Origin of the sequence: Chryseobacterium sp. JV274 (assembly GCF_903969135.1) — a bacterium.
In the GTDB taxonomy this organism is placed as follows: domain Bacteria; phylum Bacteroidota; class Bacteroidia; order Flavobacteriales; family Weeksellaceae; genus Chryseobacterium.
This window is the reverse complement of the sequence record NZ_LR824569.1, coordinates 247,177-269,946: the sequence shown is the minus strand read 5'-3', so window position 1 is coordinate 269,946 and position 22,770 is coordinate 247,177. Positions and strand designations below refer to the sequence as shown.

General features: G+C 35.0%; 22 protein-coding genes and 1 tRNA gene. 16 read left to right on the top strand and 7 right to left on the bottom strand.

The features are described from left to right. Positions 1 to 60 precede the first annotated feature (60 nt). The 8 genes from CHRYMOREF3P_RS01245 (at position 61) to CHRYMOREF3P_RS01210 (ending at position 5,601) form a co-directional block, all read left to right on the top strand. Positions 61 to 1,239, top strand: a complete 1,179-nt coding sequence (locus CHRYMOREF3P_RS01245) for a thiolase family protein (RefSeq protein WP_047384701.1) — start codon at positions 61 to 63, stop codon at positions 1,237 to 1,239. Positions 1,240 to 1,255: 16 nt separating this feature from the next. Further along, positions 1,256 to 3,046, top strand: a complete 1,791-nt coding sequence (locus CHRYMOREF3P_RS01240; RefSeq protein ID WP_077417795.1) for an acyl-CoA dehydrogenase family protein — start codon at positions 1,256 to 1,258, stop codon at positions 3,044 to 3,046. An 85-nt stretch (positions 3,047 to 3,131) separates the two neighbouring features. Then, the gene (locus CHRYMOREF3P_RS01235; RefSeq protein WP_077417798.1) at positions 3,132 to 3,677 is read left to right on the top strand and encodes a hypothetical protein; all 546 of its coding nucleotides are present in this window, start codon (positions 3,132 to 3,134) and stop codon (positions 3,675 to 3,677) included. Between the two features lie 49 nt (positions 3,678 to 3,726). After that, entirely contained in the window at positions 3,727 to 4,038 is a 312-nt protein-coding gene (locus CHRYMOREF3P_RS01230) for a hypothetical protein (RefSeq protein WP_180563659.1), read from the top strand. Between the two features lie 29 nt (positions 4,039 to 4,067). Further along, complete coding sequence (locus CHRYMOREF3P_RS01225) at positions 4,068 to 4,403, top strand: YegP family protein (protein ID WP_077417802.1); 336 nt, start codon at positions 4,068 to 4,070, stop codon at positions 4,401 to 4,403. Positions 4,404 to 4,483: 80 nt separating this feature from the next. Then, positions 4,484 to 4,930, top strand: coding sequence for a phosphohydrolase (locus CHRYMOREF3P_RS01220; RefSeq protein WP_077418113.1), 447 nt, complete (start codon positions 4,484 to 4,486; stop codon positions 4,928 to 4,930). A gap of 10 nt (positions 4,931 to 4,940) precedes the next feature. Then, a complete protein-coding gene (locus tag CHRYMOREF3P_RS01215; protein ID WP_232538935.1) occupies positions 4,941 to 5,357 on the top strand; it encodes a hypothetical protein in 417 nt (138 codons plus the stop codon). Next, entirely contained in the window at positions 5,329 to 5,601 is a 273-nt protein-coding gene (locus CHRYMOREF3P_RS01210; RefSeq protein WP_180563658.1) for a hypothetical protein, read from the top strand. Before CHRYMOREF3P_RS01215 ends, CHRYMOREF3P_RS01210 begins: the two co-directional genes overlap by 29 nt. Here CHRYMOREF3P_RS01210 and CHRYMOREF3P_RS01205 read toward each other — a convergent pair. Together CHRYMOREF3P_RS01205 and CHRYMOREF3P_RS01200 are read right to left on the bottom strand one after the other, a co-directional pair. Continuing rightward, on the bottom strand, positions 5,598 to 6,314 hold the full coding sequence (locus CHRYMOREF3P_RS01205; protein WP_077417808.1) for a DUF2490 domain-containing protein: 717 nt from the start codon (positions 6,312 to 6,314) through the stop codon (positions 5,598 to 5,600). The genes CHRYMOREF3P_RS01210 and CHRYMOREF3P_RS01205 overlap by 4 nt on opposite strands. A gap of 71 nt (positions 6,315 to 6,385) precedes the next feature. Next, positions 6,386 to 8,197, bottom strand: coding sequence for a TonB-dependent receptor plug domain-containing protein (locus CHRYMOREF3P_RS01200; protein WP_180563657.1), 1,812 nt, complete (start codon positions 8,195 to 8,197; stop codon positions 6,386 to 6,388). 600 nt (positions 8,198 to 8,797) lie between these two features. Here CHRYMOREF3P_RS01200 and uvrA point away from each other — a divergent pair. Both uvrA and CHRYMOREF3P_RS01190 read left to right on the top strand, forming a co-directional pair. Next, on the top strand, positions 8,798 to 11,590 hold the full coding sequence (gene uvrA / locus CHRYMOREF3P_RS01195) for an excinuclease ABC subunit UvrA (RefSeq protein ID WP_077418115.1): 2,793 nt from the start codon (positions 8,798 to 8,800) through the stop codon (positions 11,588 to 11,590). A gap of 129 nt (positions 11,591 to 11,719) precedes the next feature. Next, entirely contained in the window at positions 11,720 to 12,487 is a 768-nt protein-coding gene (locus tag CHRYMOREF3P_RS01190) for a methyltransferase domain-containing protein (protein ID WP_077417812.1), read from the top strand. A gap of 71 nt (positions 12,488 to 12,558) precedes the next feature. Here CHRYMOREF3P_RS01190 and CHRYMOREF3P_RS01185 read toward each other — a convergent pair whose 3' ends face one another. Then, complete coding sequence (locus CHRYMOREF3P_RS01185) at positions 12,559 to 13,200, bottom strand: NAD(P)-dependent oxidoreductase (RefSeq protein WP_180563656.1); 642 nt, start codon at positions 13,198 to 13,200, stop codon at positions 12,559 to 12,561. A 332-nt stretch (positions 13,201 to 13,532) separates the two neighbouring features. Here CHRYMOREF3P_RS01185 and CHRYMOREF3P_RS01180 point away from each other — a divergent pair, with 332 nt between their 5' ends. From CHRYMOREF3P_RS01180 to CHRYMOREF3P_RS01165, 4 genes are all read left to right on the top strand, one after another. Next, positions 13,533 to 14,642: an epoxide hydrolase family protein gene (locus tag CHRYMOREF3P_RS01180; RefSeq protein WP_077417816.1), complete on the top strand. Its 1,110-nt coding sequence runs from the start codon at positions 13,533 to 13,535 to the stop codon at positions 14,640 to 14,642. Between the two features lie 9 nt (positions 14,643 to 14,651). Further along, positions 14,652 to 15,422: an alpha/beta hydrolase family protein gene (locus CHRYMOREF3P_RS01175; protein WP_180563655.1), complete on the top strand. Its 771-nt coding sequence runs from the start codon at positions 14,652 to 14,654 to the stop codon at positions 15,420 to 15,422. Between the two features lie 117 nt (positions 15,423 to 15,539). Then, on the top strand, positions 15,540 to 16,970 hold the full coding sequence (locus CHRYMOREF3P_RS01170) for a S41 family peptidase (protein WP_180563654.1): 1,431 nt from the start codon (positions 15,540 to 15,542) through the stop codon (positions 16,968 to 16,970). Between the two features lie 473 nt (positions 16,971 to 17,443). Further along, a tRNA-Arg gene (locus CHRYMOREF3P_RS01165) sits at positions 17,444 to 17,518 on the top strand. Here CHRYMOREF3P_RS01165 and CHRYMOREF3P_RS01160 read toward each other — a convergent pair. Next, on the bottom strand, positions 17,478 to 19,049 hold the full coding sequence (locus tag CHRYMOREF3P_RS01160) for a recombinase family protein (protein ID WP_180565727.1): 1,572 nt from the start codon (positions 19,047 to 19,049) through the stop codon (positions 17,478 to 17,480). The genes CHRYMOREF3P_RS01165 and CHRYMOREF3P_RS01160 overlap by 41 nt on opposite strands. Positions 19,050 to 19,144: 95 nt before the next feature. Continuing rightward, positions 19,145 to 19,318 carry a hypothetical protein gene (locus CHRYMOREF3P_RS01155; protein WP_180563499.1) on the bottom strand — a complete coding sequence of 58 codons (174 nt, stop codon included), beginning with the start codon at positions 19,316 to 19,318 and terminating at the stop codon, positions 19,145 to 19,147. A 214-nt stretch (positions 19,319 to 19,532) separates the two neighbouring features. Between CHRYMOREF3P_RS01155 and CHRYMOREF3P_RS01150 the strand changes: the two genes are divergently transcribed. Together CHRYMOREF3P_RS01150 and CHRYMOREF3P_RS01145 are read left to right on the top strand one after the other, a co-directional pair. Next, a complete protein-coding gene (locus CHRYMOREF3P_RS01150; RefSeq protein ID WP_149831944.1) occupies positions 19,533 to 20,528 on the top strand; it encodes a YhcG family protein in 996 nt (331 codons plus the stop codon). 518 nt (positions 20,529 to 21,046) lie between these two features. Next, on the top strand, positions 21,047 to 21,490 hold the full coding sequence (locus CHRYMOREF3P_RS01145; protein WP_180563653.1) for a JAB domain-containing protein: 444 nt from the start codon (positions 21,047 to 21,049) through the stop codon (positions 21,488 to 21,490). A 240-nt stretch (positions 21,491 to 21,730) separates the two neighbouring features. On the opposite strand, the gene CHRYMOREF3P_RS01140 is transcribed toward CHRYMOREF3P_RS01145, so the two are convergent. Then, positions 21,731 to 22,198 carry a DUF3872 domain-containing protein gene (locus CHRYMOREF3P_RS01140; protein WP_149831942.1) on the bottom strand — a complete coding sequence of 156 codons (468 nt, stop codon included), beginning with the start codon at positions 22,196 to 22,198 and terminating at the stop codon, positions 21,731 to 21,733. A gap of 10 nt (positions 22,199 to 22,208) precedes the next feature. Next, complete coding sequence (locus CHRYMOREF3P_RS01135) at positions 22,209 to 22,769, bottom strand: conjugal transfer protein TraO (RefSeq protein WP_149831941.1); 561 nt, start codon at positions 22,767 to 22,769, stop codon at positions 22,209 to 22,211. Position 22,770: the final 1 nt, after the last annotated feature.

Genomic DNA, 22,770 nt, shown 5'->3' with positions numbered 1-22,770 from the left:
ATTATGAACAGTTTACCTCTACGAGGCAAAAAAGTCTAAAAATAATTTAATTAAAACAAAATGAAAACAGCATATATAGTAAAAGGTTTCAGAACTGCCGTTGGAAAAGCTCCAAAAGGAAGTTTAAGATTTACAAGACCTGATGTCATGGCGGCTACCGTTATTGAAAAATTAATGGCAGAGCTCCCACAATTAGATAAAAACAGAATTGATGACCTTATCGTAGGAAATGCAATGCCGGAAGCTGAACAAGGGCTGAACGTTGCACGTCTGATCTCTTTGATGGGATTAAATACCGATAAAGTTCCGGGGGTAACCGTCAACAGATACTGTGCTTCTGGAAGTGAGGCCATTGCTATTGCTTCTGCAAAAATTCAGGCTGGTATGGCAGATTGTATCATCGCGGGTGGTACTGAATCTATGTCATACATTCCGATGGGAGGTTACAAACCGGTTCCTGAAACGGATATCGCAAAAACAAACCCTGATTACTATTGGGGAATGGGTTACACGGCTGAAGAAGTTGCAAAACAATATAATATTACGAGAGAAGAGCAGGATCAGTTTGCTTTTGAATCTCATATGAAAGCTTTAAAAGCTAATCAGGAAGGAAAATTTGCCAACCAGATTGTTCCGATTCCTGTAGAATATAACTTCCTGGATGAAAATCAGAAAATGCAGACTAAAAAGTTTGATTTTTCAATAGATGAAGGTCCAAGAGCTGATACTTCTTTAGCTGGTTTAGCAAAATTAAGACCTGTATTTGCCAACGGAGGAAGCGTAACAGCCGGAAACTCTTCTCAAATGAGTGACGGAGCTGCTTTTGTAATGGTAATGAGTGAGGAAATGGTAAAAGAATTAGGTTTGGAGCCTGAAGCAAGATTAGTTGCTTATGCAGCAGCCGGATTAGAGCCAAGAATCATGGGAATGGGACCTATTTATGCTATTCCAAAAGCTTTAAAACAAGCAGGTTTAGAATTAAAAGATATTGAATTAATCGAATTAAACGAAGCATTCGCATCACAATCTGTTGCCATTAAGAAAGAATTAGGCTTAAATCCTGATATTCTAAATGTAAACGGAGGAGCCATCGCATTGGGTCACCCTCTTGGATGTACAGGAACGAAATTAACAGTTCAGCTTCTTGACGAAATGAGAAAGCGCGGAAACAAATACGGAATGGTTTCTATGTGCGTTGGAACAGGCCAAGGCGCAGCTTCAATCTTTGAATTATTATAATTAAAAAACAAAAATAATGAGTGATACACTTAATAAAACATTAAAAGGCGGTGAGTTTTTAATTAAACAAATTCCAGCTAATGAAATTTTCTCTTTGGAAGAACTTTCTGAAGAACAAAAAATGCTTCGTGATTCTGCTAAAGAATTTATAGACAGAGAAGTAATTCCACAACATGACCGTTTTGAGAAAAAGGATTATGCATTGACTGAAGAAACAATGCGTAAATTAGGAGAAATGGGATTATTAGGAATCACTGTTCCTGAAGAATATGGCGGTTTGGGAATGGGATTTGTGAGTACAATGTTAGCTTGCGATTATGTTTCCGGAGGAAATGGTTCATTAGCTACGGCTTATGGAGCACATACGGGAATCGGAACTCTTCCGACTCTACTTTACGGGAATGAAGAATTGAAAAAGAAATACCTTCCGGATTTAGCTACAGGAACAAAATTCGGTGCCTATTGCTTGACTGAGCCGGATGCAGGATCTGATGCCAATTCAGGGAAAACAAGAGCAAAATTGTCTGAAGACGGAAAACATTACATCATCAATGGACAAAAAATGTGGATTTCCAATGCAGGTTTTGCAGATACTTTCACATTATTTGCAAAAATTGATGATGATAAAAACATTACAGGTTTTGTGATCAACCGTTCAGAATTAGAAAATCCAAACAGTTTAACATTTGGTGAAGAAGAACATAAATTAGGTATTCGTTCCTCTTCCACCCGTCAGGTTTTCTTCAATGATATGAAAATTCCTGTTGAAAATATGTTAGGTGAAAGAAACAACGGTTTCAAAATCGCTTTGAATGCATTAAATGTTGGTAGAATTAAATTAGCTGCAGCAAACCTTGACGGACAAAGAAGAATTTTAAACCATTCTATTCAGTATTCAAATGAAAGAAAGCAATTTGGTGTTTCTATTTCTACTTTCGGAGCAATCAGAAAGAAAATTGCAGAAATGTCAACCGGAGTTTTTGTGAGTGAAGCTGGTTCTTACCGTTTAGCAAAAAATGTTGAAGATAAAATTGCAGACTTAGTTGCTGGCGGAATGGATCATCAACAAGCTGAATTAAAAGGTGTTGAAGAATTTGCAGTAGAAGCTTCTATCCTTAAAGTTTTCGTTTCTGACCTTACTCAAAATACAGCTGATGAAGGAATCCAGATTTATGGAGGAATGGGATTCTCAGAAGATACACCTATGGAATCTGCATGGAGAGATGCCAGAATTGGTAGAATTTATGAAGGTACCAACGAAATCAATAGATTATTGGCTGTAGGAATGCTTATTAAGAGAGCAATGAAAGGTGAATTAGATCTTTTATCTCCTGCAATGGCAATCAGCAAAGAATTGATGGGTATCCCTTCATTTGAAGTTCCAGATTATTCAGAATTCATGAGTGAAGAAAAAGCTATTATCGCAAATCTTAAGAAAGTATTCCTGATGGTTTCCGGAGCTGCACTTCAGAAATTCATGATGGATATTGAAAAACAGCAGCATTTATTATTAAACGCTTCTGAAATCCTTAACCAAATCTATATGGCAGAATCTGCAGTATTAAGAGCAGAGAAACACTTCTCTCCTGAATCTGTAGAAGCAGCTATGGCTCAGCTTAATCTTTACAAAGCGGTTGAGAAAATCATCTCTGCTGCTAAAGAAGGAATCGTTTCTTTCGCTGAAGGAGATGAACAGAGAATGATGCTTTCAGGATTAAGAAGATTCACAAAATATACCAATCATCCGAATGTAGTAGCTTTAACTGAAAAAGTTGCGGCTCACTATATCGAGAAAGGAGCTTATTAGTCTTTAATAACATAAATTTGATTCAAAACGCCTCATTACGGGGCGTTTTTTATATATTTAATGTAATAATCTTTATTTTTTATTGATGAATTTAAAATTATATGTTTTTATTGTATTTCTGATTCCCGGAATTATTTTTTCACAACGAAAGCCCAATGATACCCTTAGAGGCAGCAGCCTAATGGAAGATCCGATTATAAACAAAATAGTATATGCCTACCAAAACAAACCTGAGAAACCTAAAAAAATAGTTAACAGTGAACGGACCGCCTTTTGTGGAACAGAGCTGATGAAGGAATTTGAGGAAGAAACATGTATTACAACAAGGATGATTCTTAATGATTATCCTTTTTTAATAAATGAAATTAAGAAGCTTGTCAATCACTATCCGAATTATATAAGATCAGATATATTTTGGATAGACAGAAAAAAAGAAAGGAATGATAAAAGCTTACGGAGTTACAGGGAAGAAACATTAAAAAAATGGGAATCAAAAGGCAATCACTCCTATTTTTCAATTCTCATTATTTCTGATAAAACCAATAACAGTCATGAGGCTACAACCCTTACAATCAGATTTTCCGGGAAAACAATCACAAAACACTACAGATTATTACTGAAGGATCAATAATTTTTGCTAATTTTATTATAACTAAAAACCATAAAGCGCGAAACATAATATGAAGACATTATTTCCTCTACTCCTTTTATCTGCTTCTCTGACGGCACAAAAAAAGGAAAACTTAATTCCTATTCCAAAAACAGATACCGTAAAAATTGTCAGCAAAGGGAAATTCCCCGGAAACTTTGCGCTGAAATCAAATCAGTCCCGGATAGGACTTTATAAAATGTTGATTAAGAAACCTAACGATACTACGGCTTATCTGGCTTTGAAAGAATCCTCAAAGGACTATTCACAATACAAAATTTTAAACGCGATTACTCCTGACAAATTCCAGATAAGTCCAAAGAAGCTTTTACCATCTAAATAATACAACACAAATTCAAAAAAACGATAAACATGGGAAAATTTATTATCTCTAAAAGAACAAACGGAGACTTTCAGTTTAACCTCAAAGCAGGAAACGGACAGGTAATTTTAACCAGCCAGGGTTACAGCACAAAACCATCCTGCGAAAACGGAATCGGATCTGTAAAGACCTATTCACAGGAAGATTCAAAATTTGAAAGAAATACAGCCAATGACGGCAGATGTTATTTCAATCTTAAAGCAGGAAACGGACAGATCATAGGAACCAGCCAGATGTATGAATCTGACAACGGCATGGAAAACGGAATAGAGTCTGTAAAGAACAATGCTCCGCATGCTCACGTAGAGAATGAGGCAAGTCTTTAAAATGAATTGAAATAATCTTAATAAAAATGTCTTATTTTTTTAAGGCATTTTTTATTTTTGTATTCTATTTTTCATTAGAAATGACAAAAGAAGAATTACTGAATAGAGCAATCAAAATTGCTGACAAAGCCCATAAAGGACAAACCGATAAATACCATGCTCCATACATAGCCCACGTGATGCGCGTGATGGAATATGGCAAAACACTGGACGAAAAAATCGTTGGAGTACTGCATGATGTCGTAGAAGACCATCCGGTGGAATTCAGTCTGGATTATTTAAGGTCTGAGGGGTTTCCTGAATATATCATTTTCGCCATCAGCTGTCTTACCAAATTTGATCCGGAAGAAGATTACGATGATTTCATTAAAAGAACAGAAAGATCTCTGCTCTCGGTTGCCGTAAAACTGAATGACCTTCGGGACAATATGGATCTTAGAAGAGTAAACAGAGAACTTACGCCTAAGGATATTAAAAGATTCAATAAATATCTGAAAGCGTACCGTTATCTGATAGAGAAGTATTAATAAAAAATACATGACTAATAACCTTCCTGAAATTTCATCAGCTTATCAATCCAAGCTGGTCTCTGCTATTGTATCTATTTCAGTTTTTTTCCTGATCTATCTGATACTTATACTCGCCTCACTCCTGATGATATTCTTATTAGGATATGGGGCTATAAAACTGTTAAGTATTTCTCTCAATTACTTTACCGTTTTTGGTGCAGCAGGATTGCTAAGTGTTGGAGTTTTTGTATTTATATTTCTTGTTAAATTTATTTTTAAAAAGACACATTACAGCACCCGTCACCTGATAGAAGTCAACAGATCACACCAGCCTGAGCTGTTTGCCATTATTGATGAAATTGTAGCTGAAATCAAAGTAAAAGCTCCACAAAAAGTTTTTCTTTCACCTGATGTGAATGCTATTAAAAGCAGAAGAACCCTTTAAACAAAAGACCAGGGAACTTCTTGAAAATTCAGCTTATAAGGAAGCCTTAACTGATGAAGATAAAAATCTTTTACAGGAATTTATAGATTCTGAATATATTTACTTCAACAAAGACAAATATCTTGAGCATGAGGTAGGTGCTATATCTTTGCTGATTGAAAAATACCGGGCATTACTCAATGATCACTATCTTAATTCTAAGCTGGATTTATTAAATTTTCAGTCAAGTTTACGTAAGAATTAATCTGCACCTGGGAAATCGTAGGTCTTCGTGTGATGATCCGTCCCATCGATGTTGATGTTTAACGCAAGGTAAATGAAATGTAAATTTTTGTTCCCTTTCGCTTCAAATTCACGCTGCCAAAGATATCCGCTCACGATTCCAAAGTAATCATCAATCTGATACCCAAAACCACCATAAACTCTGTTTCTGGCAAAGCTAGGTTTCATAGGGCTTACAAAGAAAATTTCGTCATACGCATTAGCGAAGACAGTACCTTTCTTTATTGTTTTGGAATTTAAAGGGACACTTACATTCAGGCGGTATCTGTAACGCATTCTCTGGGAAGTAAGATCTGTTTTAGGCTCATAGAACCAGCTTTTTTCAACACGAAAACGGTTTTCAAATTTTACGATGCCTTTTTTAATATCAATGACATCCTGAAGCCATACTCTGAATTCCTCTCTGCTTAAACTGTGCTCTTTATAGTTGACATATCTTCCCAATCCTACGAAAGGCTTGTGATTTTTGGTAAGATTATATCCTAAGCCTCCTTTTATCTCATAATAATCAGGATAGGTATAGTCTTCATTACCACGCATCTGTCCTTCTGCATAAAGGAAAAATTTTGGATGAAACTTATAGGTCAGAGTCACTGCATTGAAGCTGGAAATATGTTCCTGTGCTTTAAAAAAAGAAATTCCAAGTAGTAAACCTAGGCCTATAAGACGTTTCATAAAAAATTTTTGCAAATGTATATTTTTTAACAATTTGTTAATATTAACTTTCATTAATATTAAATTAACACCTACTTAATATTAATTGTGTAAGAAAAACCAATGTGGAACCACCTTTGTGGCATTGCCACCCCAAATGCTTCCGTATAATTTGTATTGGTAATATTATTAACCAAAACGTAAACTGAGTAGTCTTTTTTAGCAAAACTCAGCTTTTCATCAACAAGATTATAAGTTCCCAGATTTACTCTTTCATTGTAACGGTAAACAAGCTCATTGGTGAAGTTTTTCAGGAATTTCACTTCTAATTTGGAAATAAACTGGTGTCTCAGGTTGTCCAGAATATATCTTGAAACCAAACCGTTTTTTTCTTCATATTTACTGTCGATATACGTATACCCAACTGTGTATTTCAGCCAGTCTAACGGCCTATGACTCCACTCTGCTTCAATCCCTTTCGTTTTGATGTCTCCTACATTCTCGGCAAACCAAATTTTGTCTTTAAGGTCATTTTTAACCCAGTCAATAGAATTGCTGGAGTTCCTTAAAAACCCGCTTATTTTAGCTAAAATTCTGTTATTTTGATATTGATATCCTACCTCGGATGAAAGCGCATTTTCAGGCTGTAAATTCGGATTTCCCTGTTCTGTTCCGCTGACATAATAAAGTTCAGTAAAGGTTGGTATACGATGTACTTTTGCGATATTTCCGTAGATTTTACTATTGGGATTAAAGTTATAGCCGACATCCAAACCAGGATAAAAGAAATTTCCTTCTTTAGAATAGTTGGCCCATGAAATTCCCGGACTGATGTTCAGTTTTTTATCCAGTAATGAAAAATGGTGCTCAAAGAAAACCTGAGATACAAAGCGGTTTCTATCTCCCAGATTACTGCTCACTAAAAATTCTTTTCTCAATTCTACTCCAATTCCGGTGGTTCCCAATCCCCATTGATAGCTAGAATTTACCTCACCACCTACATTATTTCCAATATGCATATTTCTGTAAAAATCAGGATTCCATCTGTCATAAAGATACATATCCTGTCCTCTTCTCCAGTATACATTTGAATTAAGCTTTAGTTTCCCAAAAGTCTGCTGATGGGCTACACTTACAATAGAAGCCTGTGTTTCCTCATATTGTTTTGTTGCAGCACTGGAAGCATAAAAACCGTTGGCTCCGAATTTCTTTTCCGAAAAACCGGCCTGTACCCTTACGTCTCCGTTTTTGATATTCAGCTTTCCCTGATAAAATACATTTCTGATCTCATAATCAGTATTGAACATATATCCTTCTGAAGAAGCAGAATTGGCCTGAAGGGAGTTGGTAAACTTTTCATTTCCTATCTGCGCGTTGAATCCAAGGCCATACGTACTGAAATCTCCCCCATCTGCACTGATCTTAACTTTCTTTCCGGGAACTGTTTTAGTAATAATGTTGATAACACCGGCATAAGCATTCTGCCCAAAACGTCTGGCAGCCGGCCCTTTTATGATTTCTATCCTTTCTACGTCATCCAGGTCAACCGGGATATTCATATTGTTATGCCCGGTCTGGGAGTCATTCATCCTGATTCCGTTCAGAAGCAGAAGAACCTGCTCAAAAGAACTGCCCCGGAAGCCGATATCACTCTGTACCCCATTGGCTCCTCTCCTTCTGATATCCATTCCTGGTACCTGCTGAAGAATTTCATCTATACTTCTAGCCGGAGAATTTGCAATATCTTCTCTGCTGATAACGCTGATATTCTGGTTGGCACTTTTATAAGGTGTAGAGATAAATTTTCCCTGAAATTCAATGCTTTCAATATCTGTTGTCTTCTCCTGTGCATTTACCCAAAGTAAAGATCCCAGAAAAAAAGCACTTCCTATCTTTTTGATCATAATCGTTCCGTAGTTTTTCTTTTATAACAGATTCCAAAAGTAAGGGAGTTCACCAAGACAGACAAATGATAGTTGTCATAAAAAAAGATGCAGCGGAATGCTGCATCTTTGTGAGGGATTAATTCTATCTTTTCTTCATTAAATGTGTAACCAGATCTCTGAATAATTTTCTCATTTCTTATTACATATTTAAGGGTACAATTTTAAATAATTTTAAAACACAAAACAATAGTTCAGCAAAAAAAATATAACATAATTTATAAAACTTTATAAAATACTGTAAAATAAACGGTAAAACAGGAATAAATCACAAAACCACCTTCATTTTACCATTTTTCCATGATTATATTTCATTTTTTATCCCCCTGATTTACCATTTATGATAATAATTTTTAACAATAATATATGCATAAAATTTTCACTAAAAATTCGTAATTTTGTGGGTCTTAATTTTACGATGAAAGTATTCTTTTTCAAAGCTAATTTTTGAGGAAAATATTTAAAAGTTCAATTGATGACAGCCTTGGAATATTCTGTGGCAAAACACCATTATACTGGCAGCCTTAATGCTGTACAGTTACTTTTATGAATAAACAAAATATGGCTAATACAACAGAAATAGACATAAAAAAACAGATTTTTGTTAAGAATGCACATCTTAACAATCTGAAACATATAGACGTCCTGATCCCGAAGAATAAACTGATTGTTATTACAGGAGTTTCAGGAAGCGGTAAGTCATCTCTGGCCTTTGATACTATTTATGCTGAAGGGCAGAGAAGATATGTTGAAAGTTTAAGTTCCTATGCGCGTCAGTTTTTGGGGAAATTAGAAAAACCAAAAGTAGATGACATTAAAGGACTTGCGCCGTCTATTGCAATCCAGCAGAAAGTTATTTCTTCCAATCCGCGTTCTACGGTAGGAACATCTACGGAGATCTATGATTATATGAAGCTTCTTTTTGCCAGAATCGGGAAAACCTTTTCTCCTGTTTCGGGAGAAGAAGTAAAAAAAGATTCGGTTTCTGACGTGGTAGATTTTATCAAAGCTTCCAAAAAAGATACTTCTTTTTTATTGACTGCTCCTTTAGAATATGATACTGACAATTTCAAAGAAACACTGAATATTTTAAAGCTAGCGGGTTTCACAAGACTTGAAATCAATGGAAACTTAGCCGGAATCGAAGACCTGGAAAGCTTTGGATTTGCTCCTGAAAAAGGAATGACGATCAATCTTGTCATTGACCGCTTTTCCTATGAAGAAGACGAAAGCTTTTTACAAAGACTTGCGGATTCTATTCAGATGGCATTTTATGAAGGACGCGGCTATTGCTCATTAAAAAATACAGATACTGAAAAAGTAAAAGAATTCTCCAATAAGTTTGAACTTGACGGAATGGAATTTCTTGAACCGAATGTTCATTTTTTCAGCTTTAATAACCCATATGGAGCATGTCCTGCATGTGAAGGATATGGAAAAGTAATCGGAATAGACGAAGATCTTGTAATTCCCAATAAGACATTATCCATCTACGAAGATGCTGTTGTCAGCTGGAGAGGTGAAACCATGAGTGAATGGAAAAAAGATTTCATCAAAAAAGCAGGAGACTTCCCTATTCATAAACCTTATCACCAATTAACAAAAGAACAGAAAAACTTCCTTTGGAAAGGTGACGGAAAAAGTAGTTTTCCATCCATCAATAATTTCTTCAAAATGCTTGAAGAAAACTTATATAAAATCCAGTACAGAGTAATGCTTTCACGCTACAGAGGAAAAACCCTTTGTCCTACGTGTGAAGGATTGAGACTTCGTGAAGAAACCAGCTGGGTAAAAGTGGACGGACATAATATCCAGTCGATGATAGAACTTCCTTTGGATGAACTGGCTCCGGTAATCAATGGGTTACAGCTTTCAGATCATGACAAAGAGGTTGCCAAAAGGCTTATCTATGAAATCACAACCCGTCTTGAATTTTTATTAAAAGTAGGATTAGGCTATTTAACATTAAACAGGACTTCCAATACGCTTTCAGGAGGGGAAAGTCAGAGAATCAACTTAGCAACAAGCTTAGGAAGTTCTTTGGTAGGTTCTATTTATATCCTGGATGAACCTTCTATTGGTCTTCACTCCAAAGACACGGAAAACCTGATTGAAGTATTGAAAAATCTTCGTGACCTTGGAAACACCGTAATTGTGGTAGAACACGATGAAGATGTAATGAGAGCCGCAGATTATATTATTGATATTGGTCCGGAAGCGGGTTATCTTGGTGGTGAACTGGTATTTGCCGGAGATTATAAAGATCTGAAAAAAGCAAATACTCTCACTTCAGAATATCTTACCGGAAGACTGGAAATTGAAGTTCCGAAGAAACGAAGAAAAGGAAAAGAATGGATTCATATCAAAGGAGCTCGTCAGAACAACCTTAAAAATATAGATGTAGATGTTCCACTGGAAAGCCTCGTTGTCATTTCCGGGGTTTCAGGAAGTGGAAAATCTACTTTGATGAAAGAAATTCTTACGAATGACATTCAGATCCAACTTGGAATGGGAGGTAAAAAAGGAGACTATGATTCTGTAGAATTCCCGAAAAAACTAATCAAAAATATTGAACTTATTGATCAGAATCCGATTGGAAAATCATCCCGTTCAAATCCGGTAACTTATCTGAAAGCTTATGACGACATCCGTGATCTTTTTGCCAAGCAGAAAGTAGCAAAAATGATGGGTTACAAGCCTAAACATTTCTCTTTTAACGTAGATGGCGGAAGATGTGATGAATGTAAAGGAGAAGGTGTTATCAACGTTTCTATGCAGTTTATGGCTGATATCGAGCTTGAATGCGAGGTTTGTAAAGGAACACGATTCAAAAACGAGATTCTTGAGGTGAAATTTGATGAGAAAAACATCTCGGATATTCTTCATATGACCGTAAATGAAGCGCTGGAATTCTTTAAAGATAATAATGAAGAGAAGATTGTAACAAAACTGAGACCTCTTCAGGAAGTCGGTTTAGGATATCTGCAGCTTGGACAAAGCTCTTCTACCCTTTCCGGTGGTGAGGCACAGCGTGTAAAACTGGCTTCATTCCTTGTAAAAGGAGTAACAACGGATAAAACTTTATTTATCTTTGATGAACCTTCTACAGGACTACACTTCCATGATATTCAGAAGCTGTTGAAATCACTGCAGGCATTGATTGATCTTGGACATTCAGTGATTGTTATTGAGCACCAGCCTGATATCATCAAATGTGCCGATTATATCATCGATATCGGTCCGGAAGCAGGAAAACATGGTGGTGAAGTTGTATTTGCAGGAACTCCTGAAGATCTGATAAAAAATAAAAAATCTTATACCGCAAAATACATCAAGGAAAAACTTGAACAATAAAATTAAAAGCGACTGTTTTAAAAATAGTCGCTTTTTTTATGTCAATTTAAAATAGTAACTGAGAAGATTTTGGCTCCTATTTTTAAGATAGATTCTTTACCTTTATAGTATCATTTCAAAATTATTTTTATGCCCTGGAATCCCGAATTATATGATCAGTACAAAGATGTACGGTACAAACCCTTTTACGATTTAGCAGCATTAATCAAGCCTGAAAACAATATAAAAGCCATCGACTTAGGCTGTGGTACCGGAGAGCAAACCTCCATTTTAACCGAAAAACTGACAGGTTCTACATTTTTAGGAATTGATTCATCGGCAGAAATGCTTGAAAAATCGAAGAAATATGAAAATGAAAACCTACATTTTAAACTTCAGAGCATTGAAGATGCTGTACAGTCAGAACAACAATGGGATCTTGTTTTCAGTAATGCAGCTCTGCAATGGGCGGACGATCATGAAACTTTATTTCCTAAGATCATTGGACTGCTATCTCCTGAAGGGCAGCTCGCCATTCAAATGCCCGTTCAGAAAGAAAATGTTCTCAATCAGATTCTGACAGCAATGGCAAATGAAGAACCTTATGCATCGCAGTTGAATCATTTCAACCGTGATTCACCAGTACTTTCAATGGATGATTATGCTCAGATTTTGTTTGATAACGGAATTCAGGATATAGAAATATATCAGAAAGTTTATCCCATTATTGCGGATGATCATGAGGCTTTATATGAATTTATTTCAGGAACAGCCTTATTACCTTATCTGGAACTTCTGGAAGGAAATCAAAAAGAAAGTTTCATTACCGAATTTAAATCCCGAATAGCACAAAGGTTTACAAAATATCCGGCCATCTATGCTTTTAAGCGGATACTTATGTATGGCCGTAAAAAATAAAGATATTTAAAACAGAATCAGCCACAGAACATTGTGGCTGATTCTTCATTACATTAATATATTCTGATTTTTTATTCTTTCAGATTATACAAAAACGGACTTTTCCTTAGGTATTCAACATCATCAATTTGAGAAACTAAGAATGTTGAAAGATCTGAAGCGCTGATATTTTCCCCTAGGCAGTCAGTAAGATTTGTTTCAGTTTCATAACTTTCTTCTGTGAGGTGAATCAATGGTAATCTTACCAAAGTCCAGTCCAGATTGCTTTCCATAAGAAGTTCGTACTCTTTTTGCTTATCAGCCGTCGTTTCAGGATAGTTCTGGTACATCCAGTCTGTAGCCATTTTTACGTTTTCGTTTTTTTGATCAGATAATGTATTCACACTCAAACCTGTGGTTACAATATAGCGACTGATCCCGTAATGATTCATCGCTTTGATGATATTTTTCACCGCATCACTGAATATAGATCTCTCTCCTTTTGGCTGGCCTAGCGTGCTTATTACAATACCAGTCCCTTCAATCAGTGTACGGACAGCTGTGTCATCTCTTACATCTCCTTTTACCAACTCAATAAAGGAATTTTGAATGGTGAAATTTTCAGGATGTCTTACTAAAAGTTTAAGGGAATATCCTTTTTTCAAAAGGTTTTGTACCAGATATTGACCGGATTTTCCTGTTCCGCCGATTACGGCAATTTTATAGGTATTCATAATGATTTTTTTATATTAAATATCAATAGCCAATTCTAAGCTAATGACATTGATAGGGGCAAATGACGTATTGTCTTTGCTTAGTTTTATATGATAGAGGTATTGGGTTCAGAAATTGAACCTAGATTTTCAGGTTTCAGAATGACTCCTGAATCAGTAATATGTATTACGAGATTTTAATGAACTAAAGTTACATTTTTTTCGACATTAAAAAATCAAAAAATTTATGATTTTGACAACACTTATTAAAAGAGAAAGTTTATAACTTTGATAACATCCTTATTGTCAACAACTTTCAAATCACCACTTTTACACCAATATAATATATAGATATGGAACCATTTACTATTAACATTCCCGAATCGGTGATAGCCGACCTCAAAAACCGCATCCAAAACACCAGATGGCCCGAAGAACCTGAAGGCTCTGGCTGGAACTACGGCACCAACGAAACTTATCTGAAAGAACTTACCAACTACTGGGTAAACGATTACAACTGGAAGATGCATGAACAGCAGCTAAATCAACATCCACAGTATACAACCCGCATAGACGGAATCCTGATTCATTTTCAATACATCAGAGGAAAAGGCTCCAACCCCAAACCTTTGATTCTTACCCATGGCTGGCCGGACAGTTATTACCGTTTTCATAAAATTATTCCTTTGCTTACCGAAGGCGAACAGAGTTTTGATCTGATTATCCCTTCTATTCCGGGATTTGGCTTTTCTGATAAAACGGCGGTCAACAGTGCAAAAGTCGCCGATCTTTGGAAAAAACTGATGACTGAAGTGCTTGGATATGAAAAATTCTGTGCTGCCGGAGGTGATATAGGTATGGGAGTAGTAAAAGCATTGATTTCAAAATACCCTGATGTAATGGAAGCGGTTCATCTTACAGACGTTGGATACCCAACCGGCCAGGAAGATCCTGCAACAATGAGTGAAGATGAAAAACAATTCGCACAGTTTGTCCAGCACTGGTGGTATAGTGAAGGAGCTTATGCAATGGTACAGTCTACCAAGCCCCAGTCTCTTGCTTACGGGCTAAACGACTCTCCTATCGGGCTTGCAGGCTGGATCATAAGCTTTATCAACGCCGGATCTCCACCAGAGCTAATAGAAACTGCATTTGGAGGAAGGGATGAGATGCTCACCAATATTATGATTTACTGGGTAACTCAGACGATAGGATCTTCTGCCAGAATGTACAAAGAAGACGCTGCAGCTTTATGGAGCGGAACTCACGTTCATCAAAAGAGCAATGTCCCTGCCGGAGTACTCGTATTTCCCCGTGAAGCTCAGTTTCCCAAAGAATGGGCAGAACGTTTCGTGAATGTAACCAGCTTTAAAAAGATGAGTGAAGGTGGTCATTTTGCCGCATTGGAATTACCTCATATATTTGCAGATGAACTAAGATCATTCTTTTATTCTGTCAAATAAAAACAATCCATGAAGTACTCCTTTTCTATTCTTTTGGCCATTCGTCTTTTTATAACCAGCTGTACTTTACAAAATAAAAACACTGAAAGTCATGATTACGAAGTAAAACTGGATACTTTAACCTTTTTTGATCAAAGCAGAAACCGTAAGATTCCTGTCGCCTTTTATGAGCCGAAAACTGATAAAAAGATTTCTAACCAACAGATTATTATCTTCAATCATGGATATGGTTTCAATAAAGGCGGAGATTACTTTGTGTATTCTTATTTAACGGAAAAACTGGCTTCAAAAGGTTATTTTACAGTAAGCATTCAACATGAACTGACGACAGACAATCCTTTGCCAACAGAAGGAAATTTACAATTGGTGAGAAGACCTTTCTGGCAAAGTGGTTCGGATAACATTCTGTTTGTACTTCATGAACTTAAAAAAGTAAAACCGGAACTTGATTATAAACATCTGACATTAATAGGTCACTCCAATGGTGGTGATATGGCAGCGTTATTCGGCAATCAGCATCCTAATCTGGTGTATAAACTGATCACAATGGACAACCGGAGAATGCTCCTGCCGAGAACTTCTGTTCCTAAAATTTATACTTTACGTTCTAACGATTATCCGGCTGATGAAGGAGTACTTCCCAATGAAGCAGAACAAAAGAAGTATTCTATAACGGTACAATCAACCTCCATCAATCATGGTCATATGGACAATAAAGGCAGTGATGAAGAGAAAAAAATCTTAAATGATTTTGTTTTAAAATACCTTTCTGAACAGTAATTGTAAGAAATCATAGGTAAGTCTATAATATGTTAATCCTTCTAAACCATTACTAAAATTTGTTAACAAGGTATAAATTTGTTGACAAGTTCTTTATTTTAGCCCAAATTAATAACTATGAAAAAATTGACCTACACTATGATAGCAGCATTTCTGTTCTGCTCAGTGGAAGCTCAAATACAAAATGCAGGGTTTGAAAACATGACAGATGGATTACCCAATCACTGGAATATTAAAAAAACGGATTTATACGAAGGAAAGGTAGATTATACACAATACTTCGGAGGAAAAGCCTCAATGCAGTTGACAGGAAAGACTAATGACACCAAAAATTTCCAATCTTTTTCCCAAAAAGTTCCTCTTGACATTCAGCAATTAGAGAAAATAGAAATCAGTGCTTATGTAAAATCTGAAAATACCAATGGAATAATCAATCTATGGACCCAAGTAAAAGATGAAAATGGCCGGATGATTGATTTCGGAAATTCAGAATCACAGCAAAAGTCTATTGCTGTGAATAAAGGCTGGACAAAATATTCTTTAATTTTCACTGTTGATAAAAATGTAAAAAGCCTGCTTCTTGGAGGGGTGTTTACAGGAAACGGAACCGTTTGGTTTGATCATTTTGAGCTCAATAAAATTGCGTTTTCAAAAGAGGAGCCTTCTAAAATTTCTATAAAATATATTCAGGAGTTTAAAGATATTGTGAAAAAGAATTCTATAGTTTCAGATAAATTAGACTGGCAAAATATTGAAACAAATCTGGGCTATCTTTCAAAAGGGATGAAAACCGTTAATGATACTGATACTGCTTTAAATTATATCATCAAAAACCTGAGAGAGGCAGGCGATAATCATTCTTTCATTGATGGCAAAGAACGTACTGAGAAGCAAAAAATTGCTAATACTAATGATGCAAAGCCTGATTCCAGACTGATCGATCAGAACATCGGGTATGTTTCAGTGCCGGGTTTTGCTTCTTTAAATACAGAAGTTGGGGATACTTTTGCCTTACAGATTCACAATATGATTAAAAAACTGGATTCCGGAAATGCGATTAAAGGCTGGATAGTAGACCTAAGAACTAACACCGGAGGAAATATGCACCCTATGATCAGTGGACTTGGTAGTCTGATCGGTGAAGGAACATTGGGCTATTTTGTTTACAATGGTAAAAAGAGTCCATGGATCTATAAAAACAGAAAATTTGGTCCGCATAAAATTAAAGAACCTTATGAGCTTAAGAGCGGTCAGTCAAAAATAGCGGTACTAATTGGCCCAAGTACAGCAAGCTCCGGAGAAGCCACTACCATTGCTTTTATTGGGAAAAACAATGTAAAATTATTTGGTCAGCCTTCAGCAGGATATACTTCAGCAAACAGACCTTATACGTTAAGTGACGGTAAAAGCCTTGCTTTGGCTACTTCTTACGAAATGGACCGTAACGGAAAAGTCTATTATGGAAAGATAGATCCGGAAATTCCGGTAGAACCCAAAGAGGAACAGGATATGGATATTGAGGCAGCAAAAGTCTGGATTTTAAACTAACGACAGACTTATCCACAATAAATTGTGGATAACTTGTGAATTTTAACATTAAATTCATATTTCGTATTAAAATTATTACTACATTTACTATGTAATAAAAATCGAAGTGGAAACTTTATTTGCTTTTCTTACTACTATTGAAATTGCAATTAAATTTGAAATAAAAATTTAAGCACAGCATTGTCGGCTGTGCTTTTTATTGTTGTCTAATTAAAAAAATGAGATGTATTTATCTACTGGATCTGCCCCTAAAGGGCAGATTCTTTTACCCATATACCTTTTAAATAAAGCTTTCTGAAGATTATTCGACTCAGTTAAAATCTGGAAAAATATGTATACTGCTTACATTTTTTACGCAAAGGTTTAATTATTTAAATTTTATATTCTAAAGGCAGCAAAGATGTAATCAACTTCGTTGTGCTTCATAAGCAAACTTACGGCTTAGAGAAGCAAGAAACGCTTCATTTAGAACAGGCCTCATAGTTCAATGGATAGAATAAAAGTTTCCTAAACTTTAGATTCAGGTTCGATCCCTGATGGGGCTACCAGACAGGGATAAGCTGTTTTCTTATCATTTTTTTTATTATTTACATCACCTAATCTATTGGTTACAAGAGATATACTTCTTAATACAGAGTTTACTCTGGTAGTTCGATATTCAATTCCTGTAAATTCAAGATTTTCCGGATATATCGAACTAATTATTTTTCTTTTTGCTTCTACACTACTTGATTGGTATAATAATGATAAGTTAGATATTACTGATAGAGCCTTGTTTAAGCGATCATCAACTTTTTCTGGTTTACGAGTCGCAACTAAACAAGAATGAAGTTCATTTTCAAGAATTTCAATTTTTTGTTTAGACTGTGCTTTAATAATCATGTAATCGTCATCTTCAATTTTTTCCGCTAATAATTTTTCTCGTGCAAAAGCTATCTTAGCATTGTAAGTTTCTATTTCAGAAATTATTCTTTTTCTTCTATCGCCAGTTTTGTTATTATACTTTTTATAGGCTGTTAGTAGAATATTTTGTAAGATTTTTTGAACTGAAGGAAGAAACTCATATTTCTTTAATTCCTCTACAAAAAGATTATTGGTAAGTTCAGCACTTTGCCTAAATCCACAAGATGATTTACAATGATAGTAATAATATACTTTCTGACTTCCCTTTGAACCGCTGGCAGTTAAATTTTTTCCACATTTCGGACAAATCAAAAAACCTCTCAATGGAAAAACATCCGCAGAACTAAATTTTATATACTTTCGGGTTTTTCTTTTATTACCTTCTAAAATGAGCTGAACTTTATAAAATAGTGTCTCACTTATAAGAGGAGCATGTAAAGATTTTACATAGTGAGCTTCTTCATCCCGGTATTTCTTTATAAATATTTTACCACAATACACTGGATTTCTTATCGCAACATGAAAAGCTTGATTACTCAAAATTTTTACTCCCTTTTCTGAAAGCTGTCGTCGTATAGTTTCAGGAGCTTCAATTCCTTTTGCTATTTCATTGAATAAATAACGTATTATTGAAGCTTCAGGTTCTTTAGGCTCAATAAACTTATATTTGCCATCCTCAGTAATTTTGTTAATGTATCCGAAAGGAGCACTAGCCATCCATCTTCCTTCCTTTTTAGCTCTTCGCATACCATAAAATGTGTTCAGTGCTCTTCTGTCATTTTCTACTTCTGGTGCAGCAAGATAGATGGCTAACATCATTTTATTTTCTGGTATGAAAAGATCCAATGGCTGTTCTATAGCCTGGACTTCTACTCCCAGTTTTTTAAGAATACTTATCATTTGATATGCATCACCTGCATTCCTGCTAAAGCGGTCCCATTTAGTAAATAAAACTTTATCAATCTTAGATTTTTTTTTCTTTAGATAAATTAAAAGCTCATTCCATCCTGGACGATTAAAATTTTTTGCTGAATGATCTTCAAAAATAAGACTATCAATTTTAAGATTATTAGTTTCACAATACCTTTTTAAGCGTTCTTCCTGATCACGTTGAGAGTAACCTCTATCTGCCTGCTCATCAGTTGATACACGAATATATAAAGCAACATTACTCATAATAATTAGTTTAAAAATTTTCACCTAAAGATATCGAAAAGTATTTACAAGGTTTGTAATCAACTTAATAGTAAAAACAAGATTTATTAAAGGAGTTAGTCGACTAGTATTATTTCAAAATTAAATTTTTCACTAGTTACAAGACCGGCAATTAAATATAAAAATACTAAAATCTTTTTCGCTTCTTCCACAGTAACGTACACACCATCAGTTTTAAGAAGCTCAATTGTTTCTTCAGTTGTCATTGTACTTATTTGTAATTTTTCCATATTCACACTTTTGTTTTGGAACATAAAATTGAATACATAATTTAGAGAAGATATCGTTATGAAAGTAAAAGCATCTGTTTGGCAGTAAATGACTTATCTTCCTATACTTGAAAGTTTCCAAGTGTCTTCAAAATGTATTTGATGGCAGTCTGTTGCATTTAATTGACTACAGTTTTTTTTATCCAAAACATCTAATTTTTGTACATTTGAGACTATGAAAGAACAGCACCTGGAGCCAAAGCAAGAACTTTATCATTCAATTGCTAAAATTATTGCAGATTCAAAATCAAGCCTTTACAGAACTACTAACACCATATTGTTAAAGATGTACTGGGAAATAGGTAAACTCATTGTCCAGGATGAGCAAAATGGTGAAAAACGTGCTGGTTATGGAAAATATTTACTTAAAAATTTAGCAAACCAGCTATCTCTTGAGTTCGGCAAGGGGTTCAATGAAAGAAACCTGAGCAATATGAGGGCATTCTTTAGCTCTTTCCCAATTTGGAACGCAGTGCGTACCGAATTGAGTTGGACTCATTACAGGATTATAAGCAGAATTGATAACCCGAATCATAGAATTCAGTATATTGATCATTCCATTGAAGGAAATTGGAATACCAGAACATTGCAACGAAATATTGACAGCCAGTACTTGGGCAGATTATTAAAATTTCCAGAGAATAATGATGGGAAAGAAGTTTCATCTTTCATAAAAGATCCATACATATTTGAATTTCTAGGATTACCAAATGATACCTCACAAACAGAAACTCAAATAGAATCAGCACTCATCTCTCACCTTCAACAATTCCTGATGGAGTTAGGGAAAGGTTTTGCATTTGTTGCAAGGCAACAGCACATTGTTACCGATACCTCCGACTTCTTTATAGATCTTGTCTTTTATAATTACTATCTTAAGTGTTTCGTACTTGTCGATTTAAAAACACATAAATTAACGCACGAAGCTATTGGGCAGATGGATATGTACGTTAGGATGTATAATGATCTTAAAAAAGGTGATGATGACAATCCAACTATTGGCATCATTCTATGTACGGAAAAAGATGAAACAGTGGTAAAATATTCTGTTATGTCTGAAAATGAAAAATTGTTCGCAAGTAAATACAGAACATATCTCCCCGATGAGAAAGAATTAAAGCAGCTTATCGAAGCAGATCGATTAAAACTTGAACTGGATAACCTCAGCTAAATAAAACAAGTATATAACAAAGCTAAGCCTTTCAGATTATATTGGAAAATCAGTAAAATTTGATTGTGCTGAAAAAACTACATAGCTAATCACTTATACTTAGTGATTGTAAATCATGTCCAAATAACTCCCACCTTAGATCTTATATTGCAACACCTTAGTTTTATAATAAGACTTTATATTCATTAATCCTACTGGATTTTTATTGAAAGTTCTAACATTTCCAAAAATAACCGGTAAAAAGGCAGCTAAGCTATTGTTGCCAGCCATCGCTTATGCAGCCAAAAGACTACGGCATAAACGGCTTCCTCCCTGAAGGTACCCTCCAATTATTCCGTTTCCTTTTGGCTTTTTTCATTGTCAGCACTTCATATCTGCTTTCTTTTTTCCGGTTTTTCTTTTGAAAAATATTAAACAAACCCTAAAAGGTTTGTAGGGACAAAGAAGGATAAAAGATAAGAACAAATCACAAATATAAGTACGGGAAATTCAAGTCTCTGCCGTACAAGAGCAATCACATGGATTTTAATATTGTCAATGAAATAAAATTAAGTTATTCACGAAAAGGTAATTCAGAGAAATTAATAAGCTGTTCACGTGATGCTGTTGATGTATTCCGTCAATACTTTGATATTGATGAAATAGATTATAGGGAATCATTTTTTGCTTTGTATTTAAATCAGGCAAACAAAGTTTTAGGGATAAAGAAAATATCTGAATCAGGTATTTCTTCAACAATAGTCGATGTAAGAATTATTATGCAGGCCGCGCTATTATGCAATGCATCTGCCGTAATCTTAGCACATAATCACCCGTCAGGAAATTTAAAACCTTCAGCGGAAGATCAAAAAATTACTCAGAATATTAAAAATGCCTCAGAATTTTTAAATATTAAATTGCTGGATCATTGTATTTTGACCTCAACTGATTACTTGTCATTTGCTGATGAAGGGCATTTTTGAATCAAAAATTATCACTACCTAACATAAGCGACAATAATGAATTGTCGCTTATATCAATTCGGCGAAAAGACAATTCCTTCTTTGAGCGGGAACGTCTTTTCGCAAATTATGAGTAACCCTATTGAAAAAAAATAGCTTATATGAATTTTCTCAAAAAGATTACAGTTAAAATAGTAGGTTATTATTTATAACCTACTATTTTAAAAGCAAAAGGCTATTTCTGATGAAATAGCCTGAAATTTAAATGATAGCTTTTTTATAAAGTCCCTCACTTTGAGGATTAAATTGGAAACTGAACATTTGTTTATTATCCACATTATCTGAAATCCAAATATCAAAACTTTGGGAAACTGTAGATTTAGAAGTATAATACAACCTGAATTCCTTTTCAGTTAACGGATAGAAATCATTAGGAACAAAAGATGGATCGTTAAATAAACGAAGACTTCCCTGCCCTTCGTACTGAAAATATCGTATTGAATAAGTGGTTCCTGTATAATTTCCATTTGGAATAATACGACATCTGATTTCTACAGTTTCACCTTTAGCAACGTATTTCTGAACAGGCATCACTTCTACCTCAAAAGGAAAATTTTGTTGAATTTCTAAATCATCTTTTTCACATGATTGTACAAGTAATCCGACCATAACTGCTATGATGAAAAATTTAAAGTGTATTCCTTTTTTATTATTAATTATATTTTTCATTTTAAATATTTTAAAAATTATATCTTATTCCAACCCCGAACAGAGATTGAAACTGAGCCATTTGACTATTTTTCAAAAACCGAAGTTGCCCGTTGACCAAAAAAACAAAGTGATCCGTCAGATAACTTTCAAAGGAAAGCTTACCATTTGCTCCATAAATAAAGTTATCTGTTGCTGTTAACAATGAACCGTCATATAGCAATTCATTACCTCTATTAAGCCGTTCATAACCTGCAAGAGCTCCGATTCCAAGATTAAGATTGACACTGCGCATGAAGTCTCCCCATATATAAAAACTGTAACCATCGCCCAGGAGGAAAGTATCTATCGGAATATTATAGTTGGTGTATTCATAATACTTTATGCTATATTCTGCCAATGCAAAAAAGTAATTACCATTCCTTAGGTAAGAAACAAGCCCCGCACTTAGCGCATAATTTTGCTTTTCAGGAGATTTTGGAAATACTGAATAAGAAAATTCAACACCTGTTTGTCCAGGGATCATTTGTTGAGCAAATGTTTTGCTGTTCAATGCAATCGTTAAGATGACTGCTAAAAATATTTTGTTCATC